15 protein-coding genes are annotated in these 16323 nt (G+C 67.3%); 10 read left to right on the forward strand and 5 right to left on the reverse strand.

The annotated features are described in order from the left end of the window. Positions 1-434 precede the first annotated feature (434 nt). Positions 435-932 carry a septum formation family protein gene (locus AC1DKQ_RS08265; protein ID WP_476885404.1) on the forward strand — a complete coding sequence of 166 codons (498 nt, stop codon included), beginning with the start codon at positions 435-437 and terminating at the stop codon, positions 930-932. Between the two features lie 144 nt (positions 933-1076). Here the strand turns inward: AC1DKQ_RS08265 and clpB are convergent, their stop codons facing one another. Further along, the gene (gene clpB / locus AC1DKQ_RS08270; protein WP_476885405.1) at positions 1077-3734 is read right to left on the reverse strand and encodes an ATP-dependent chaperone ClpB; all 2658 of its coding nucleotides are present in this window, start codon (positions 3732-3734) and stop codon (positions 1077-1079) included. Between the two features lie 721 nt (positions 3735-4455). On the opposite strand from clpB, the gene AC1DKQ_RS08275 reads away from it, so the two are divergent. The 4 genes from AC1DKQ_RS08275 (at position 4456) to AC1DKQ_RS08290 (ending at position 6657) form a co-directional block, all read left to right on the forward strand. Beyond that, positions 4456-4962: a carboxymuconolactone decarboxylase family protein gene (locus AC1DKQ_RS08275; protein ID WP_476885406.1), complete on the forward strand. Its 507-nt coding sequence runs from the start codon at positions 4456-4458 to the stop codon at positions 4960-4962. Between the two features lie 159 nt (positions 4963-5121). Further along, entirely contained in the window at positions 5122-5316 is a 195-nt protein-coding gene (locus tag AC1DKQ_RS08280; protein WP_476885407.1) for a hypothetical protein, read from the forward strand. A 49-nt stretch (positions 5317-5365) separates the two neighbouring features. After that, positions 5366-5680 (forward strand): BBE domain-containing protein, encoded by a 315-nt coding sequence (locus AC1DKQ_RS08285; RefSeq protein ID WP_476885408.1) that lies wholly within the window; start codon positions 5366-5368, stop codon positions 5678-5680. Between the two features lie 107 nt (positions 5681-5787). Beyond that, positions 5788-6657, forward strand: coding sequence for a DUF4031 domain-containing protein (locus AC1DKQ_RS08290; RefSeq protein WP_476885409.1), 870 nt, complete (start codon positions 5788-5790; stop codon positions 6655-6657). A gap of 39 nt (positions 6658-6696) precedes the next feature. On the opposite strand, the gene AC1DKQ_RS08295 is transcribed toward AC1DKQ_RS08290, so the two are convergent. The 3 genes from AC1DKQ_RS08295 to AC1DKQ_RS08305 form a co-directional block, all read right to left on the reverse strand. Then, on the reverse strand, positions 6697-7170 hold the full coding sequence (locus tag AC1DKQ_RS08295) for an SRPBCC family protein (RefSeq protein WP_476885410.1): 474 nt from the start codon (positions 7168-7170) through the stop codon (positions 6697-6699). Positions 7171-7238: 68 nt separating this feature from the next. Further along, the gene (locus tag AC1DKQ_RS08300) at positions 7239-7652 is read right to left on the reverse strand and encodes a YccF domain-containing protein (protein WP_476885411.1); all 414 of its coding nucleotides are present in this window, start codon (positions 7650-7652) and stop codon (positions 7239-7241) included. A gap of 149 nt (positions 7653-7801) precedes the next feature. Beyond that, positions 7802-8353, reverse strand: a complete 552-nt coding sequence (locus AC1DKQ_RS08305; RefSeq protein ID WP_476885412.1) for a YceI family protein — start codon at positions 8351-8353, stop codon at positions 7802-7804. A 306-nt stretch (positions 8354-8659) separates the two neighbouring features. On the opposite strand from AC1DKQ_RS08305, the gene AC1DKQ_RS08310 reads away from it, so the two are divergent. Then, positions 8660-9784: a metallophosphoesterase gene (locus AC1DKQ_RS08310; RefSeq protein WP_476885413.1), complete on the forward strand. Its 1125-nt coding sequence runs from the start codon at positions 8660-8662 to the stop codon at positions 9782-9784. A gap of 63 nt (positions 9785-9847) precedes the next feature. Here the strand turns inward: AC1DKQ_RS08310 and AC1DKQ_RS08315 are convergent, their stop codons facing one another. Beyond that, positions 9848-10573, reverse strand: coding sequence for a glycoside hydrolase family 16 protein (locus AC1DKQ_RS08315; protein ID WP_476885414.1), 726 nt, complete (start codon positions 10571-10573; stop codon positions 9848-9850). A gap of 587 nt (positions 10574-11160) precedes the next feature. Here AC1DKQ_RS08315 and AC1DKQ_RS08320 point away from each other — a divergent pair. The 4 genes from AC1DKQ_RS08320 to AC1DKQ_RS08335 all read left to right on the forward strand — a co-directional run bounded on the left by AC1DKQ_RS08320 (position 11161) and on the right by AC1DKQ_RS08335 (position 16323). Next, positions 11161-12012 (forward strand): glycosyltransferase family 2 protein, encoded by an 852-nt coding sequence (locus AC1DKQ_RS08320; protein WP_476885415.1) that lies wholly within the window; start codon positions 11161-11163, stop codon positions 12010-12012. A gap of 1 nt (position 12013) precedes the next feature. After that, positions 12014-13012 (forward strand): glycosyltransferase family 2 protein, encoded by a 999-nt coding sequence (locus AC1DKQ_RS08325; RefSeq protein ID WP_476885416.1) that lies wholly within the window; start codon positions 12014-12016, stop codon positions 13010-13012. 111 nt (positions 13013-13123) lie between these two features. Further along, a complete protein-coding gene (locus AC1DKQ_RS08330) occupies positions 13124-14224 on the forward strand; it encodes a hypothetical protein (RefSeq protein ID WP_476918680.1) in 1101 nt (366 codons plus the stop codon). Between the two features lie 11 nt (positions 14225-14235). Continuing rightward, on the forward strand, positions 14236-16323 hold the full coding sequence (locus tag AC1DKQ_RS08335; RefSeq protein ID WP_476885418.1) for a glycosyltransferase: 2088 nt from the start codon (positions 14236-14238) through the stop codon (positions 16321-16323).

Genomic DNA, 16323 nt, shown 5'->3' on the forward strand with positions numbered 1-16323 from the left:
GACACCGTGGCGCCTCCCGCCACGGTGCCCGCGGCCACCGGCACATGCGCCGTGCCGCGCATCTTCGATAGAGTTTCGTGATGTGCGCCCAGAAAAGGGCCGCGACGCCGGGCTTCCAGCCCCGGCGAAGACGCACGGAAGTGGTGAATTTCTCAGTGACTGAAGAGAATCCAAGGCACGACGCCGGGTCCATCCCGCCGCCGCCTTCGAGGCCGCCGACGTCCGCCCTGCCCGTTCTTACAGCCGAACCCGCGCGGTCCACGAATCGTTCGTCGGCGCCCGCAGCGGCGAAGCCCTCGGGCCGCACCTTCGCTGGCAGCATGCGCGCACTCTCGAAGCGAGCGCGCCCCCTGGCCCGCCGAGCCCGCCCCTTGGCCCGACGGCTCCGCCCCGCGGTCCGGCGGATCCGCAGGCAAGGGCCAAAGCGGCTGGGCGTGGCCGCGGCCCTTATCGTCGCGCTTGGGCTTCTGGTCTGGTGGGCTGTGGCCGCATTCGCCGGCAGCAGCCAAGCCCCTGCCGAAGGCGGCAGCCCCACCCCCGCGGCCTCGTCGGCGTCGGCCCCGGCCAGCCGCGGAACCCTGCCCCTGGAAGGCGTCAGCCCCCTGGACTTCCAGTTGCGGGACTGCTTCAAGGACTTCGACCCGGATGCGCAGCAGTCCACCGTGGTGGACTGCGCCACCGGCCACTCGGCCCAGCTGGTCGCGGTGGAGAAGTACGGCGAAAACGAGTCCTACCCGGGCCGGGACGCGCTCAAGCAGAGAGCGCGCGATGCCTGCAAGGCGGCTCCGCTGACGGACAAGGCCGGCGCGTACAACCTGAGCTACAAGTTGGCCTACCCAAGCTCGCGCAGCTGGGAGAGAGCCGACCGTCGAGTCGACTGCTACGCCGTGACGGACGCCGGAAACGTTATCAAGGAGTCCCTGCTGCCCTAGCGCTAGCCGGCTTCAGTCGCTGGTTCAGCGCATTGCAGTAGCGCACGGATCTGGCGTGCCGGCATGGCGCACGATCTTAACCCACAAGCAGCCGGGACCAGCCCGGCTGCTTGTGGCGCTTTAGCGCACTCTTGGCCTCGGCGCCTACTCCTTGCGCCGGACCGAGAGTCCGGCGCCGGTGCCCGCGCCGCCGTCGGGCACGTAGCTCTCCTCCAGCCCGCCCATGGTGAGTTCCATCAAATCCGGCGCGGTGTCCACCAGGACGGTGTCGCCGTCGGTGATTTCGCCGGCCAGGATGGCCTTGGCCAGCCGGTCGCCGATCTCGCGCTGCACCAGACGGCGCAGCGGCCGGGCGCCGTAGGCGGGATCGAAGCCGGAAACGGCCAGCCAGGCGCGGGCGCCCTCGGTAACCTCGAGGTTCAGCCGGCGGCCCTTGAGCCGCTCGCCCAGCTCCTTGACCTGCAGTTCCACGATCTCGGACAGCTCCTCCACGCTCAAGGGGTCGAACAGCACCACTTCATCGAGCCGGTTCAGGAACTCCGGCTTGAAGGAGGCGTTCACCATGGCCATGACGGCGTTCTTCTTGGCCACGGCGTCGAGGTTGGTGTCCACGAGGAACTGGCTGCCCAGGTTCGAGGTGAGCACCAGGATCACATTGCGGAAGTCCACGGTGCGGCCCTGACCGTCGGTGAGCCGGCCGTCGTCGAGCACCTGCAGGAGGATGTCGAAGACCTCCGGGTGGGCCTTTTCCACCTCGTCCAGCAACAGCACCGAGTACGGGCGCCGCCGCACGGCCTCGGTGAGCTGGCCGCCCTCCTCGTAGCCGACATACCCGGGAGGCGCCCCAACGAGCCGGGCCACGGAGTGCTTCTCCGAATATTCGGACATGTCGATCCGCACCATGGCGCGCTCGTCGTCGAAGAGGAAGTCCGCGAGGGACTTGGCGAGCTCGGTCTTGCCGACGCCGGTAGGGCCGAGAAACAGGAACGAGCCGGTGGGCCGGTTGGGGTCGCTGATCCCGGCGCGGGCACGGCGTACGGCGTCGGAGACGGCGGCGACGGCCTTCTTCTGGCCGATCAGTCGCTCGCCCAGGACGTGCTCCATGTTCAGCAGTTTCTGGCTCTCGCCCTGCAGCATGCGCCCCGCGGGGATGCCAGTCCAGGCCGAAATCACCTCGGCGATGTCATCCGCGGTGACCTCATCGGCCACCATCTGCCTCGATTTGTCGGGCACGGCGGCCTCGGCCTCGGCAGCGGCGTTCAGTTCCCGTTCCAGGGCGGGAATCTCGCCGTAGAGGATCCGCGACGCCGTTTCTAGGTCCCCTTCGCGCTGGGCTTTGTCGGCCGCGGAGCGGAGCTCGTCGAGCTTGGCCCGCAGGTCGCCCACCCGGTTAAGGCCTGCTTTCTCGGCCTCCCACCGGGCGTTCAGGGCCGCGAGCTCCTCCTTCTTGTCCGCCATGTCCGCGCGCAGTGCCGCAAGGCGTTCCATCGAGGCGGGATCGGTCTCGCCGGCCAGGGCCAGTTCCTCCATGGTCAGGCGGTCCACCTGGCGCCGGAGCTGGTCGATCTCCTCCGGGGCGGAATCGATTTCCATGCGCAGCCGGGACGCGGCCTCGTCCACGAGGTCGATTGCCTTGTCCGGCAGCTGCCGGCCGGAGATGTACCGGTTGGAGAGGGTCGCCGCCGCGACGAGGGCGGAGTCGGAGATGGACACCTTGTGGTGGGCCTCGTAGCGTTCCTTGAGTCCGCGCAGGATGCCGATGGTGTCCTCCACACTTGGTTCGCCCACGTAGACCTGCTGGAACCGGCGCTCCAGGGCGGGGTCCTTTTCGATGTTCTCGCGGTACTCGTCCAGCGTGGTCGCGCCGATCAGCCGCAGCTCGCCACGGGCCAGCATGGGTTTGAGCATGTTGCCGGCGTCCATGGAGCTGTCCCCGGTGGCGCCGGCACCCACCACTGTGTGGAGTTCATCGATGAACGTGACGATCTGGCCCTCGGAGTTCTTGATCTCCTCCAGCACGGCCTTGAGCCGCTCCTCGAACTCGCCGCGGTACTTGGCCCCCGCCACCATCGAGGCGAGGTCCAGGGCGATCAGGGTCTTGCCGCGCAGGCTTTCGGGCACGTCGCCGGCCACGATCCGCTGGGCGAGGCCCTCGACGACGGCGGTCTTGCCGACGCCGGGCTCGCCGATAATGACGGGGTTGTTCTTGGTGCGCCGGCTCAGGACCTGGATGATGCGCCGGATCTCTGCATCGCGGCCAATCACCGGGTCCAGCTTGCCGGAGCGGGCGACCGCCGTGAGGTCCGTGCCGTACTTCTCGAGCGCCTGGAACGCGTTTTCCGGGTCGGCGTTGTCCACTTTGCGGTCGCCACGAACGCCCGGCAGGGCGGCCAGCAACGCCTCATGGGAGGCGCCGGCCTCGCGCAGGAGCTTCCCGACTCCGTCGCTCCCGGCGGCCAGGCCCAGCAGCAGGTGTTCGGTGGAGACGAAGCTGTCCCCGAGGCGCTCCGCCTCATTCTGGGCATTCTTGATCGCCTGCAGGCCGGCCCGGGACAACTGGGCCTGCTGCACACTGCTCCCGGACGACGACGGCAGAGCCTTGATGGCGGTGCTCGCCTGGACGCTGACCGCGTCCGGGTCTGCGCCGGCGGCTCGGAGCAGTGCGACGGCGACACCCTCCCGCTGGTCCATGAGCGCCTTGAGCAGGTGAGCGGGCTCAAGCTGCGGATTTCCCGCGGTCGAGGCGTTCATGGCGGCAGCGGCGAGAGCCTCCTGGCTCTTGGTGGTGAATTTGGCGTCCAAAGAGGGCTCCTTTCGGAATGGTCCTGATATCGAAGTTGAGTCTACATCGCTCAACTTTGCAATGAGGGACGCTGGCTCCATGTTTGCCGACAGCGAAACGCCTGTCTAGGGGCGGATTGCCCGCCGGCCTGGGAGGCGCGGCCGCCGCCGACCGACCTGGCCCGGCCCGGGGACATGTCCTCCCCCGAACCCGAAGACTGGACATAGTCCGAATATGTCCAGCGCCCAGGCCTGGGACTGGACACGTCCCCTCGGTCTGGGCCAGAACGGCGCGAAGACCGGACTTGTCCTCGGCTTCCACACTTGGCCACGGGGCACGCCCTCCCCTGGCGCACACCGTTGGACATACACCCGTTGTGCGCATTTCCGGGCGCTAAAACTGGACATGTCCTCGGCTTCCACACTTGGCCACGGGGCATGCCCTCAGCTGGCCCGCACAGCTGGACATGTCCCCCAGCAGGCTTGGGGAAGATCGGCCCGACGGAGCTCGGCTTTGCAGAGCTCAACGCAGCTGGGCACTTCTAGACTCGGGGGGGCGAAGCCCGGCCCGGCCCGGCCCGTCCGGAAGGAGCGGTTCGGAAGGAGCGGTCCGGTGGCTGGGTCCCCCAAGGAACCGGCCACCGGACCAAAACACTCCCACCCCCTAAGCTTGTCACATGTTTGACAAAACTGTCACACGCCGCTTCAGGCCGCGCGGAGGCTCGTCGGTATTGTGGAATCCATGACTGAGACGGCAGCACGGCAGAATCCCCAGCAACAGAGTCCTGAGCAGCGGAATGTATTCCTCGACAAGGCGCATCCTGCTGCCTGGCGCGCACTCAACGGGCTGGGCCTGAAGGCCAAAGAAGCCGCCAGCGATGCCGGGCTGGACGAGACGCTGATCGAGCTGCTCAATGTCCGCATTTCGCAGATTAACGGCTGCGCCTACTGCCTTGACATGCACGTGGGAGATGCCGTCAAGAACGGCGAGTCGGCCCAACGCCTGGCCGTGCTCCCTGCATGGCGCGACACAACTCTCTTCTCCGAAAAGGAACGCGCAGCCCTGACGCTGGCCGAGGCCATCACCACCATCGCTGACGCCCAAGCCCGCGACCACGAGAGCGCACAGGCTCGCCGGCACCTGACGGCCGACGAATTTTCCGCCGTCAGCTGGCTGGCGATCACGATGAACGCATTCAACCGTGTTTCCATCGTCAGCCAGCACCCGATCCGGGAGGCCCGCGACTAACTCGCCACACGCCCGCGGCTAACCACGCGGCTATCCATCCCGCCACCTGGTCCGCGCCGTCCGCGGCTCACTGGCCGAGCAACGGGCCGTAGCCACAGCTGGCGCGCGGTCGGTAAGCTCTAAAAGTGGGGTGGAACCGCGGTCACCAGGAGCACTGCCATGAGGTGGGTCAGGCCGGGTCACCCGGAATACGACGAAACTCGAAGAATCTTCAACGCGATGATCGACCGCCATCCAGCGGTCATTGCCCCGTGCGCCGACCCAGAAGAGGTGACCGAGGCCTTGGCCTACGCGAAGACCCACGGCCTCGACGTCGCCGTCCGCGCCGGCGGCCATTCCGTGGCCGGCATGTAACCTCCCGGGGCCAAGTTCCCAGCAGCTGATAGCCCATTGGGGCGGGGCGGTGAGCGGGCCTGCCGCCGCGGCCACCCCGCTGCTGAACCGGAGCGCCAGCTGGGTGAGCCACCCGTTCGGTCTGGGCGACACCCCGCAGGGCGGGCAGGACGCGAAGGCCTGGGTCAAGCGCTTCCGCCAGGACATATCCCCCTACGCCACCGGAGGCGTCTGGCTGAACTTCATCGGCGACGAAGGACAAGCCCGTATCCGCGCGGCCTACGGCGACGAAAACTACAACCGGCTGGCAGAAGTGAAACGCGAGTTTGATCCCGGGAACGTTTTCCGCGGCAACCAGAACATCCGCCCCGCCGTCGCGGTGTGACCCCCGCCAGAGCCCGCCAAAAGCCCGCCCGACGCCGTCTGGGGCCTCCGACGACGGACCGTGCCGGTGCCCGTGCCGGTGTCCGCGGACAGGACTAGACTGCCACCATGGCCGTCTACGTCGATCCGCCGCTCTGGCCTGCCCACGGAACCCACTTTTCGCACCTCGTCTCGGACACCTCACTCGAGGAGCTGCACGCCTTCGCAGCGGCCGCCGGCATCCCCGAGCGGGCGTTCGACGGCGACCACTACGACGTCGCCGAGGCCAGGTACACGGCCCTGGTGGCGGCCGGAGCCGTCCCGGTGGAGGGCAGGGTCCTAGTCCGCAAGCTGATCGCCAGCGGGTTGAGGATCCCGGCCCGCCGGCGCGGCAAGGCCCTCCGGGTTCCGCTCCTGAACCGCTGGAACGAGGCACTGCCCGGCCACGACGCCCTCTTCCTGGACCTGATGGACCGCTGGGGCGAGGAGCACCGGAAGTACCACGGCCGCACCCATCTGCTGGCGGTACTGGAGGCCCTGGACCTGCTGTGCCATCCGGCCGATCCGCCCCGGACCGTGGTGCTGGCCGCCTGGTTCCACGATGCCGTCTACCGCGGCGTGGCGGGACAGGACGAGGAGGAATCGGCGCGGCTTGCCGAAGACCGGCTCCGGCATGCAGGTCTCCCGGCCGCCGAGGTGGACGAAGTGGTCCGCCTGGTGCTGCTGACGGCAGACCACCGTCCGGAGCCCGGGGACGACGGCGGCGCTTTGCTCAGTGACGCCGACCTCTCTGTGCTCGGCGGGGAACCGGAGGCCTACGCCCGCTACGTGGCCGCCGTCCGGGAAGACTTCGCTCATATCGGCGACGCCGACTTCGCTGCCGGCCGTGCCGCCGTCGTCCGCGGGCTGCTGCGGCTGGATCCGCTCTTCCATACGGACCGCGCCCGCGGTCTGTGGCTGGAGCCGGCCCGCCGGAACCTGCAGGGCGAACTAGCCTGACGGTGTGTCCCGGCAACCCGTCCGGCAACCCGCCCAGGCTCAGGCGGCAACGCTGAGGTGATTCGCCAGCCGATCGAACGATTCACGCCACCCTTCGCCGTGGCGGTCGCGGCTGGCCGCGGAATCAAACGGCCCCTGGGTGAACGTCATCTGCGTGCCGCCGTCGACCTCTTCCAACCGGATCGTGACCTCGGTTTCGAAGCCGCGGGTGCCGTCGGGCCTGTCCCAGGCATGGGTGAACACGAACAAGTGCGGCGGCTCAACATCGGTATGCACTCCGCTCCACCAGAATTGCTGCCCGGTGCTGTCCTGGATCATGCAGGCGCGGTACAGTCCGCCGACTTCGAGGTCCGCGTCGACGCTCTCACGCGGGACATGGAAGCCGCGCGGACCCCACCACTGCGGGGCCTGGTCCGGGTCCGTCAACGCGGACCACACGCCTTGGATCGGGGCCCTGAACTCGCGGACAATGACCAGAATGAGGTCCGTATCCCCGGACGCCGGTTCGCTCATGATCCTCTCCCTCGAATTGCTTGGACTGACAGGGGAAGCGCCCCCTCACCGCTGGTTGCGCTGCAGCCCTAGCGCCGGCTGGGGCTGTACGCGGTCACATAGCGCGAATTGCTCGGAACGATCTGCTTGCCGAGTGGCATCAGCGAGACGGGGATGAGCTTGAGGTTGGCGATCGCCAGCGGGATGCCGACAATCGTGATGGCCATGGCGAAGGCCGTGACGACGTGCCCGATCGCGATCCAGATCCCTGCCACAAGCAGCCAGATCACGTTTCCGAGCAGGGCAAAGATGCTGGTTCCGCCGGGCTTGTCCACCACCATGCGGCCGAACGGCCACAGTGCATAGGACGCGATGCGGAACGAGGCCAGCCCCCACGGAATGGTGATGACCAGCAGGCAGCAGACGACGCCGGCCAGGAAATATCCAATGGCCAGCCACAGTCCGCCAAAGAGCAGCCAGATGAGGTTCAGGAGTGTCTTCATGGATTCATTCTCGCCCGTAGGAGTGACATTCGGATGAGTGGTTCACCCGGAAAATCCCTGACTTTCGTGCCCCGGCCCTCTCCGGCTCAGGGCAACCGGCTTCTGGGTGCCGGTAAACGCTTCAAGTGCGGGCCCCGCGTCTTCGGCGTTTAGGTGTCGGCCTGTTTGACCATGGCGGCCTCAACGTTGATCTTGACCTTGTCGCTGACCAGCAGCCCGCCGGCTTCGAGGGCGGCATTCCAGGTCAGGCCGAATTCCTTCCGGCTGATGTCCGCCTCAGCACTGAATCCGGCCCGGGTGGCGCCGAAGGGGTCCACCGCCACACCGGTGTACTCGACTTCGAGATCCACGGGCTTGGTGACGCCGCGGATGGTGAGCTCGCCGGTCAGCACGTAGTCCTCTCCGTCACCGCGGATCCCGGTGGCCCGAAACGTCATCTCGGGGTACGTCTCGACATCGAAGAAGTCGGGGCCGCGGACGTGGCCGTCACGATTGGCGTCCCCCGAATCGAAACTGGCGGTCTTGACCGTGGCATGCAGGCTGGCGTCCGCCAGCGACTCGCGCACCCGGGCCTCGGCGGAGGCCTCGTTGAACCGGCCACGGACCTTGCTGATGCCCGCATGACGGACGCTGAAGCCGATTTCGCTGTGGGACATGTCCAGCGTCCACACGCCGGGGGTCAAACCTTCGGGCAGAGTCACAACGGTCTCCTTCGAGCGATGGCGGACCTGTTCCGCCGGGGGTGATCGGGGTGTGTTCCCCACTCTGCATGCTAACGAGGAAGCCCGTCCCGGGCTAGGTCCGGCCGGTCCTTGACGGGGAGTAGTGAGGCGGGCACGCTGGCATGGACTTCAGGATTTCCGACGGCGGATGCCGCGATCCGGGCCCGAAGTGTTCTCTGGCCATCGTTCGGCGGCCGGGTTACTCTGGCCTATAAATGCCGGGCATTCACCGAATTTCGCAGAACTATTCGCACAGTTCTGATCAACCAAGTGATGTGAGGAATCGTGGCCGGGTCCCTGGGGAAACGTGGCAAGGCGGGCATCGGTGCTTTCTCGGTGGGCCTTGGGATATTGCTGTCAGCCTGCCTGCCCGGCCCGCCGGAACCCGCCCCGATCCCGGGCACCCCCTCCTCCGCCCGACCGTCGTCCGCCCCGCCGTCCTCGGCACCGCCGTCGTCCGCCCCGCCGTCCTCCGCCGCGCCCCCGGCCGGCGAGTCCGTGCACTTCACCGCGCAGGGCGACATCGGCATCGGCTCTGGCGCCGAAAAGGTGCTCGACGTCGTTGCCGCCCTTAATCCCGAACTGAACCTTGCCCTCGGCGACTTCGCCTACAAGGCAGGACTCGAACAGCAGTTCTGCGATATGGTCACAGCCCGCCTCGGCGAGGCCTTCCCCTACCAGCTCGTGACCGGCAACCACGAGAGCGACGGCCATGACGGCGACATCGAGAAATATGTCCGGTGCCTGCCCAACAGGCTGCCCGGGCTCCAAGGCCAGTACGGCATCCAGTGGCGGGTCGACGTCCCCGAGCAGAATCCCGTTGTCCGCTTCATCCTGGTCTCCCCCGGCATCGACTTCCGGGGCGGGGAGCCCCTGGACTACTCAAGGGGCAGCGAGCGCTGGCGCTGGACCGCGAACGCCATCGACGAAGCCAAATCGCAGAACATCCCTTGGACGGTGGTGGGGATGCACGCCCCGTGCCTGAGCGTGGGCAACTATGACTGTCAGGCGGGGCAGGATTTCACGAACATGCTGATCGAAAAGGAGGTGGACCTGGTGCTGTCCGGCCACGACCACGTCTATCAGCGGACGCATCAGCTGGCCACGGGCGGCAGCTGCGCGGAACTCGTTCCCGCCAGCTTCACCTCCGGCTGTCTGGGCGATACCGACGGCGCCATGGCCCAGGGATCGGGGACCGTGTTCGCCACGGTCGGCGTTGGCGGCGTGGGACTCTACAACGTGAGATCCGATGACCCGGAAATAGGTTATTTCGCCAGCACTTCCGGAAAGAACCAGGAACCGGCCTTTGGGACCCTGGACGTCACGGCCACGGCGGATGAACTTGCCGCCAGATTCGTTCCCGCCGACGGCTACACCTTCTCGGATTCCTTCACGCTCAAGCGCAAGTGATCGACCGCTAGTATTCGGACGCCGTCAGTCGACCGCGGAATCCGTCGCGGGCGTCCTGAAGCCTCAGGCCGGCACCCAGATGCTGATCCAGTCGAGCGAGACGTGGCCCTGGGTCGCCGGGGCCGGGCAACCGGTGAGGCAGGACTCCGTCTGCAGGATCAGGTGCATGGGCGTCGTCGGCGCCTTGGTGCTCACGCCCAGGGACCGCCCGTCGAGAAAGAACTCGACCCGTCCGGGGCTCCATTCCATCGTGGCCACATGCCACGAGGTCACGTACTGGTCGGAATCGAATTTCTCCCAGGCATCGGCACCGTTCCGGTCAAAGTGGACGGCGCCGTAAATGATGCTGGCCAGGTCCCCTTCGGGGAAGTCCACCTCGCCATCCCGGGGCCAGACGCCGCTGTCCGGCCACAGTAGCCAGGCCGTCTTGAATCCGGGCAGCGAGTCAGCCCGGTAGCGGACGGAGTACCGGCCGCGGAGGAGACTGTTGGCGCGCGGTGGGTTGGAGCTGGCGTTGGGGATCCTGGGCGTCGGCGCCGCCCCCATCGAGATCCCGTTCTCCGAGTGCAGGTACCAGTCCAGCGAACCGTTGCGGACACTGAGCACCCTGGACGGGTAGTAGCCGGACTTGCCGCCGCTGCGTTGCCCGGCAGTGTCCGGGGTCCCGTCCTTGTAGCCGGCGCTCCACCGCGCGCTATAGAGCGGGCCCGGGAAGCGGCCCAGCGGGACGCCGCCGCCGGAGAAGTCCTCGACAAAGACCTGCTTCCAGCCGGGCAGGTCACCGGTCATTGTCACATCCGTGGTCCGGACGGGAGACGGGGCGGGGGCGGGTACGGATTGGGGAGCGCTCGGATTCAACGATGCCACGGCGGGCCCAGTCGCGGCACCGCCTTCGGGAGCTCCCGACGGCGTTCCCGACGTGGAGCCGGTGTCCGTAGTGCCAGTGCTCGGTGCGCCTGACGGTCCGGCCGGCGACGCCGAAGAGGACGTGACGAGTGGCCGCTCGCTCCCGGGAGCGCCGTCCCCGCTGCATGCCGCCAGGGCCAGGACTGGGCCCAGGGCCATGGCGGTAGCCGCCATAAAACGGAAGATGGGGGGACGCCGGCGGCCTGCCGGCACGCGCCCCCGTACAACGCGTGTCCGCATCCGGCCAGTGTCGCATGGAGGCCAGCCGGCATCAACAGTCTCCCTCGATTTTAACTTGACTCTTCAACTTAATCCAAGGTTAATGCAAGGTGACATGACCAAACTTTAACCCTGGGGTACATCAATAAGTTGTCGACAACCGCAGCGTCAGCTTGGGTCTATTTTCCGGCTGAGGAGCCGGAAAGCGCTGCAGTTAAGACGAGCAGAAACGTTATTGAGTGGTGAGGCCAGTGTCCATCCCGAATCTCAAGCCAAACGTGCGCCCCCAAACGACGCCCCCGCCGGCAAATCCCTCCGTCAGTGTGGTGATCCCCACCTTGAACGAGGCAATGAACCTGCCGTGGGTGCTGCGGCGTATGCCCTCCTATGTGGATGAGGTGGTAATTGTTGATGGCCGTTCCCTGGACGGCACAGTTGAAGTGGCCCGGGCCTTGCGCCTGGACGTCGTGGTGGTGGCTGAACCCCGCCCCGGCAAGGGGAACGCCGTGCGGGCCGGATTTGCCGCGGCCTCCGGGGACATCATCGTCATGCTGGACGGCGACGGCAGCATGGACCCCCAGGAGATCGGCTGGCTGGTGACTCCGCTCCAGCATGAGTACGACTTCGTCAAAGGTTCCCGCTATGTGACGGGCGGTGGCTCGGACGATCTCACCTTGCTGCGCAGCGGGGGTAACAGGCTGCTCACCTGGCTCGCCAACGCCGTCCTCCACAGTGACTACTCGGATCTTTGCTACGGCTACATCGCCCTGCGCCGCGAATGCGTTGACATTCTGGAGTTGGAGTCCGACGGATTCGAGATCGAAACTGAACTGATTGTGCGGGCCTCACGGGCCGGCCTCCGCATTGCCGAGGTTCCCAGCCATGAACTGTCCCGGATTTCGGGCCAGTCGAACCTGCACACGTTCCGGGACGGCTGGCGGGTCCTGCGCACCCTTGCCCGCGAGCGCGTGAGCTGGGAGGCTCCGACAGCTGGCGCCCGTCCCGAGGCCCTGCGCCGAGTCAAGTACAAGTACCCCAGCGTGGTGTTTCCCCACGTTCCCACCGATCCCAGCAGCGTTCTGGGCGGACGGGCAGGCGAATAGGATGTCCGAGGACCCCAGCATTCCGGAAGTATCCGTGGTCATTTGCTCCTACTCGGAGGACCGGTGGGACAGGCTGATGGGCGCCCTGGACTCGGTCCGCACCCAGACCGTCCCGCCCAAGCAGACGATCGTCGTCGTCGACTACAACGTCGACTTGTACAAGCGCCTCATCTTCACCGTCCCGGACGCCGTAATTGTCGAGAACACCGGACCCAAGGGCCTCTCCGGCGCCCGCAACACCGGTTCGGGCATCGCCAAGGCGGAGATCGTGGCCTACCTCGATGACGATGCCGAAGCCGAGCCGGATTGGCTCGAGCACCTCGCGGCCCTGTACGACGATCCCGACGTTCTGGCTGTGGGCGGCCGGGTGGAGCCGCTCTGGGAGGCCGGCCGGCCGGGCCACTTCGCCAATGAGCTCGACTGGATTGTCGGCTGCACGTACCGGGGAATGCCCAAGGTCGCCGCCGAAGTCCGCAATGTCATTGGCGCGAACATGTCCTTCCGCGCCGATGTCCTGGACCGGGTGGGCGGCTTCAACACAGCTTTGGGACGCCAGGGCACCGTCCCGCTGGGATGCGAAGAGACCGAACTGTGCATCCGTGCAGTGCTGGGAGCGCCCGGATCCCGGGTGGTCTATGAACCCGCTGCCCTGGTGCACCACCACGTTCCGGTCGAGCGCGGCACCCTGCGCTACATGCTTGCACGTTCCTGGGGCGAAGGGCTCTCCAAGGCGCAGGTCAGCAGGGTGGTCGGCCACAAACGGGCACTGGGTCCCGAACGGCGCTATGTCCGGCGGGTCCTCCCACGTGCAGTGTTTGCCGGAATCCGCGGCTGGCTCGGCGGCGGGGACCGCGCCGGGCTCGGCCGGGCCGCAACCATCGTGGCCGTGCTCGCGGCCACCGCGACCGGCTATGTACGCGGCCGCCGCCTGCCTATCGCGGCATCGCCGCTGAAAGCGGCCGCGGGGTCGGCGGAAGAGCCTTGGAGGGAAGTCCAGTGAATCGCGCAGCTTGGGTGCCCGTCTCTGTACACCGCCCTGTGAAACTTCAAGTGCAGCCCCTGCGTACGGAACCGCCTGACCGCAGGAACCCGACCCGAGAAAGTCTGGATCATGAGCCAACCTGAACGCGACGTGAAACAGCCGATCGGCGCCTCTGCCGGAGCCTCCTTCGATGTCCACGGGATCGTGGGCATCGATGTCGAGGCCGGGACGCCAGGGGAACCGCAGCTAAGGGACATGCTCGCTCCGTTCCTTGGGGAATCCGGCGCGCCACGGCGGATCACCATCGGCGCCAAAATTACGCCGATTTCCAACCAGTCGCATGCGGAGGATGCCTACCGGTTCACCGGCGAATCCCTCTATATTCCGGCAGACCGCGTCCAGATTATCGAGACGAAGGACGGGTACCGGATCGAAGGCGCCGGCGAGCTCCTGACTTCCGTGATTCCGTTGCTGGACCGGTTGTGCGTCGAGGAGGATGCGGCAATGATCCATGCCGCGGTGGTGGACTTCCGGGGCTCCGGGGTGCTCCTGCCAGCCTGGGGCGGAGTCGGAAAGACCAGCACGGTGGCGAAGCTGGTGGCCATGCCGGACGTGCGTTTCATGGCGGACGACTGGGCCTTCATGGGCGCCGGCGGAATGCTCATGGGCTATGCCAAGCCGATGTTTATCAAGCCCCACCACCGCGCCATCTACCCGGACATGTTCCGGGGTACGCGCAAGCCTCTGGCCCCCGGATGGCTGACGACGCCCGTCGCCCATCTGGCCACGGCAGTCCATCCGGTTATTGTCCGGTATCCGAAAACAGCGGCCTTCACCCGGCGCTGGTCCCCCGAGCACCGCATGGTCCAGCCGGAGCATGTCTTCGGCGCGCAGCGGATCTCGTCCGCGGCTCCGGCACAGCTGGCCATCTTCCTAGAGCGCTTCGACGGCGCGGACGCACGGCTGGAGTCACGAAGCGCGGAGTGGATGACGTCGCGGATCGTCGGCAACTTCCATTCGGAACTGCCCATGGTGTCGCGGCGGCTCGTCGAGGCCCTCGGCGCCACCAGCCTCGTCCCCTTGGAGGAGCATTTCGGCCAGAAGGCGGCCGTGGTGCGCCGGGCCCTGGAAGACGTTCCCTGCTGGCTGCTCCGGCTGCCGGCCGCCTGGTCAGCGGACCAGGCCTCTGACTTCATCGCGAATCTGGTTCGTTCAAAACTGGATGAGTGAGGCGAGGCCACGTGAGCGATCTGAGGGTGTCGGTTGTCGTTCCAGCGCGCAATGCCGCAGCCTGGCTGGGCGAGTGCCTGGAGTCGATCCGCAGTCAACACCCGCACGAAATGATAGTGGTCGATGGCTGCTCCACGGATGACACTGCAGCAATAGCCCGCGACTGCGGGGCAACCGTCATCTCCGATGAGGGGCGCGGCCTGCCGGCCGCACGAATGCTCGGCGCCCGGACAGCCACCGGGGAGGTAGTCGCCCTGATCGACGCCGACGTCGTCCTTCCGTCGACGAGCCTGCCCCGGCTGCTGACCGAATTCGAATCCGGGGGTTACGACGGCCTGCAATTCGGGCTGGCCAGCGAAGCCGACGGACCCGGGTACTGGGGGGCTGCGCTGGCGTGGCACCACAACCACAGCCGGGTGCGCAAGTGGTTCGGCGTCAGCGCCACGCTGATGCGCCGCGACGTGCTGCTCGACGTCGGGTTCGACGACGACTTCCGCTCCGGGGAAGATGTGGAGCTCAGGATCAGGCTGGAGCAGGCAGGGTACCGGCTCGGCGTCTCCGACTCCGTAGTGGTCAGGCACAGGTTCGACGACACCTTCGATTACGCCCGCGACCAGTGGCTCCAGGATGGGGCCGGAATGGCCCGCACCGTCCGCAAGCACACGGGCAGGGCCGGCTGGCTGGTGATGCTGCCCCTGCTGGCCACCGTGCGGGGCGTGGGCCTGTCGCTGGTCCGTGCGCCCCGCTTCCTGCCGTATTGGATGGGTTTCCTGCTCTACAACTACCGCGCCATGGCCGGCGAACTCCTGCGGCCGGCCCACAAGCCCATCTCGGTCGGAGGGAACGCGGCCTGGCTGGCCGCCGCGAGGATCGCCCCCATGGTGACGGGCTTCCTGTTCTGGGCGCTCGCGGCCCTCGTGCTCCCGCCGGAGCAATTGGGTCTCGGCTCCGCGGTGGTGTCGGCCGCCCTCCTGACCGTGCAGCTGGGGATGCTCGGTGTCGGGCCCGCCACCCTGACGCTCCTACCGGCGGAAAGTGACGGCGGGCGGCGGCTCATCGCCGCTAGCCTTCTTGCCGTCGCGACCTTCGCCCTGCTGGGCGCGGGCCTGCTGGTTGTCGTCACAAGTTGGCTCGGCACAGGTGTGGGCGAGGCCTGGATCCCGCTGGTCACGGTCCTTTTCCTGGCCACGTCGCTCCTCGCCGCCAGCGCCTACCAGCTTGACTACGTGGGCGTGGCCCAGGAGCGGGCCGACCGAACGCTGGTCAGAAGCCTCGTGCAGAGCCTCGTGCAGCTCGCCTTCCTGGCCGCCGCGTTCGCCGTCGGACTCCGTGACTTGGCGGTGATTGTGTCCGCAGTTGCCGCCGGCGCGCTGGCCAGCGTCCTCGTGGGACTGCGCCAGCTTGCCCGGGCCCAGGTCTCCCCCGACTGGAAGCATGGCCTCCGGCCGCGTCCGGCCCTAAAACTCCTGAAGCCCGGGCTTCCCAACCACGCCCTCATGCTCGCCGACCGCGCTCCCGGCTACCTGCTTCCGCTCATCGTTGCAGCAACTCTGGGGCCCGCCCCGACTGCCGCCTGGTTCGTGGTGTGGATGATGGCATCGGCGGTGTTCTTCGTGCCGCAGTCCGCCGGGTTTACGCTGCAAACGGCCCTCGCGGGAACGCGGGCGCGGCCGGGACTCCTCGGCTCCGCCCTGCGGGCCAGCTTCCTGTTGACTCTCGCGGCCGGGTTGATATTGATGTTGGCCGGGCCACTGCTTTTGGGCTTCCTCGGATCGCAGTACGCGGCCGCGTGGGTTCTTCTTCCTGTACTCGTTCCGGCACTCCTCCTGAGTTGTGTGACCCAGGTCTACTACGGGCTGTGCCGGGCCCACGGGCGGCTTTTCGAATCAACGGTAGTCGCCACCTTGACCGCCATCCTGATCGTGGCCCCCGCCGCGGCTGTGGCCCAGCAATATGGCCTGACCGGCGTATCCGTACTCTGGGCCGTTGCCCAGGCGACGGCTTCGCTGATTGCTGCTTGGCGTCTGATCACACTGACCCGAGTGAACCCCGCCCCAGCCGCAGGCGGGATTCCTTCAGCGCGCCACCAGCCGAGTTGA

This window comes from Arthrobacter sp. 05L421 (assembly GCF_056397785.1).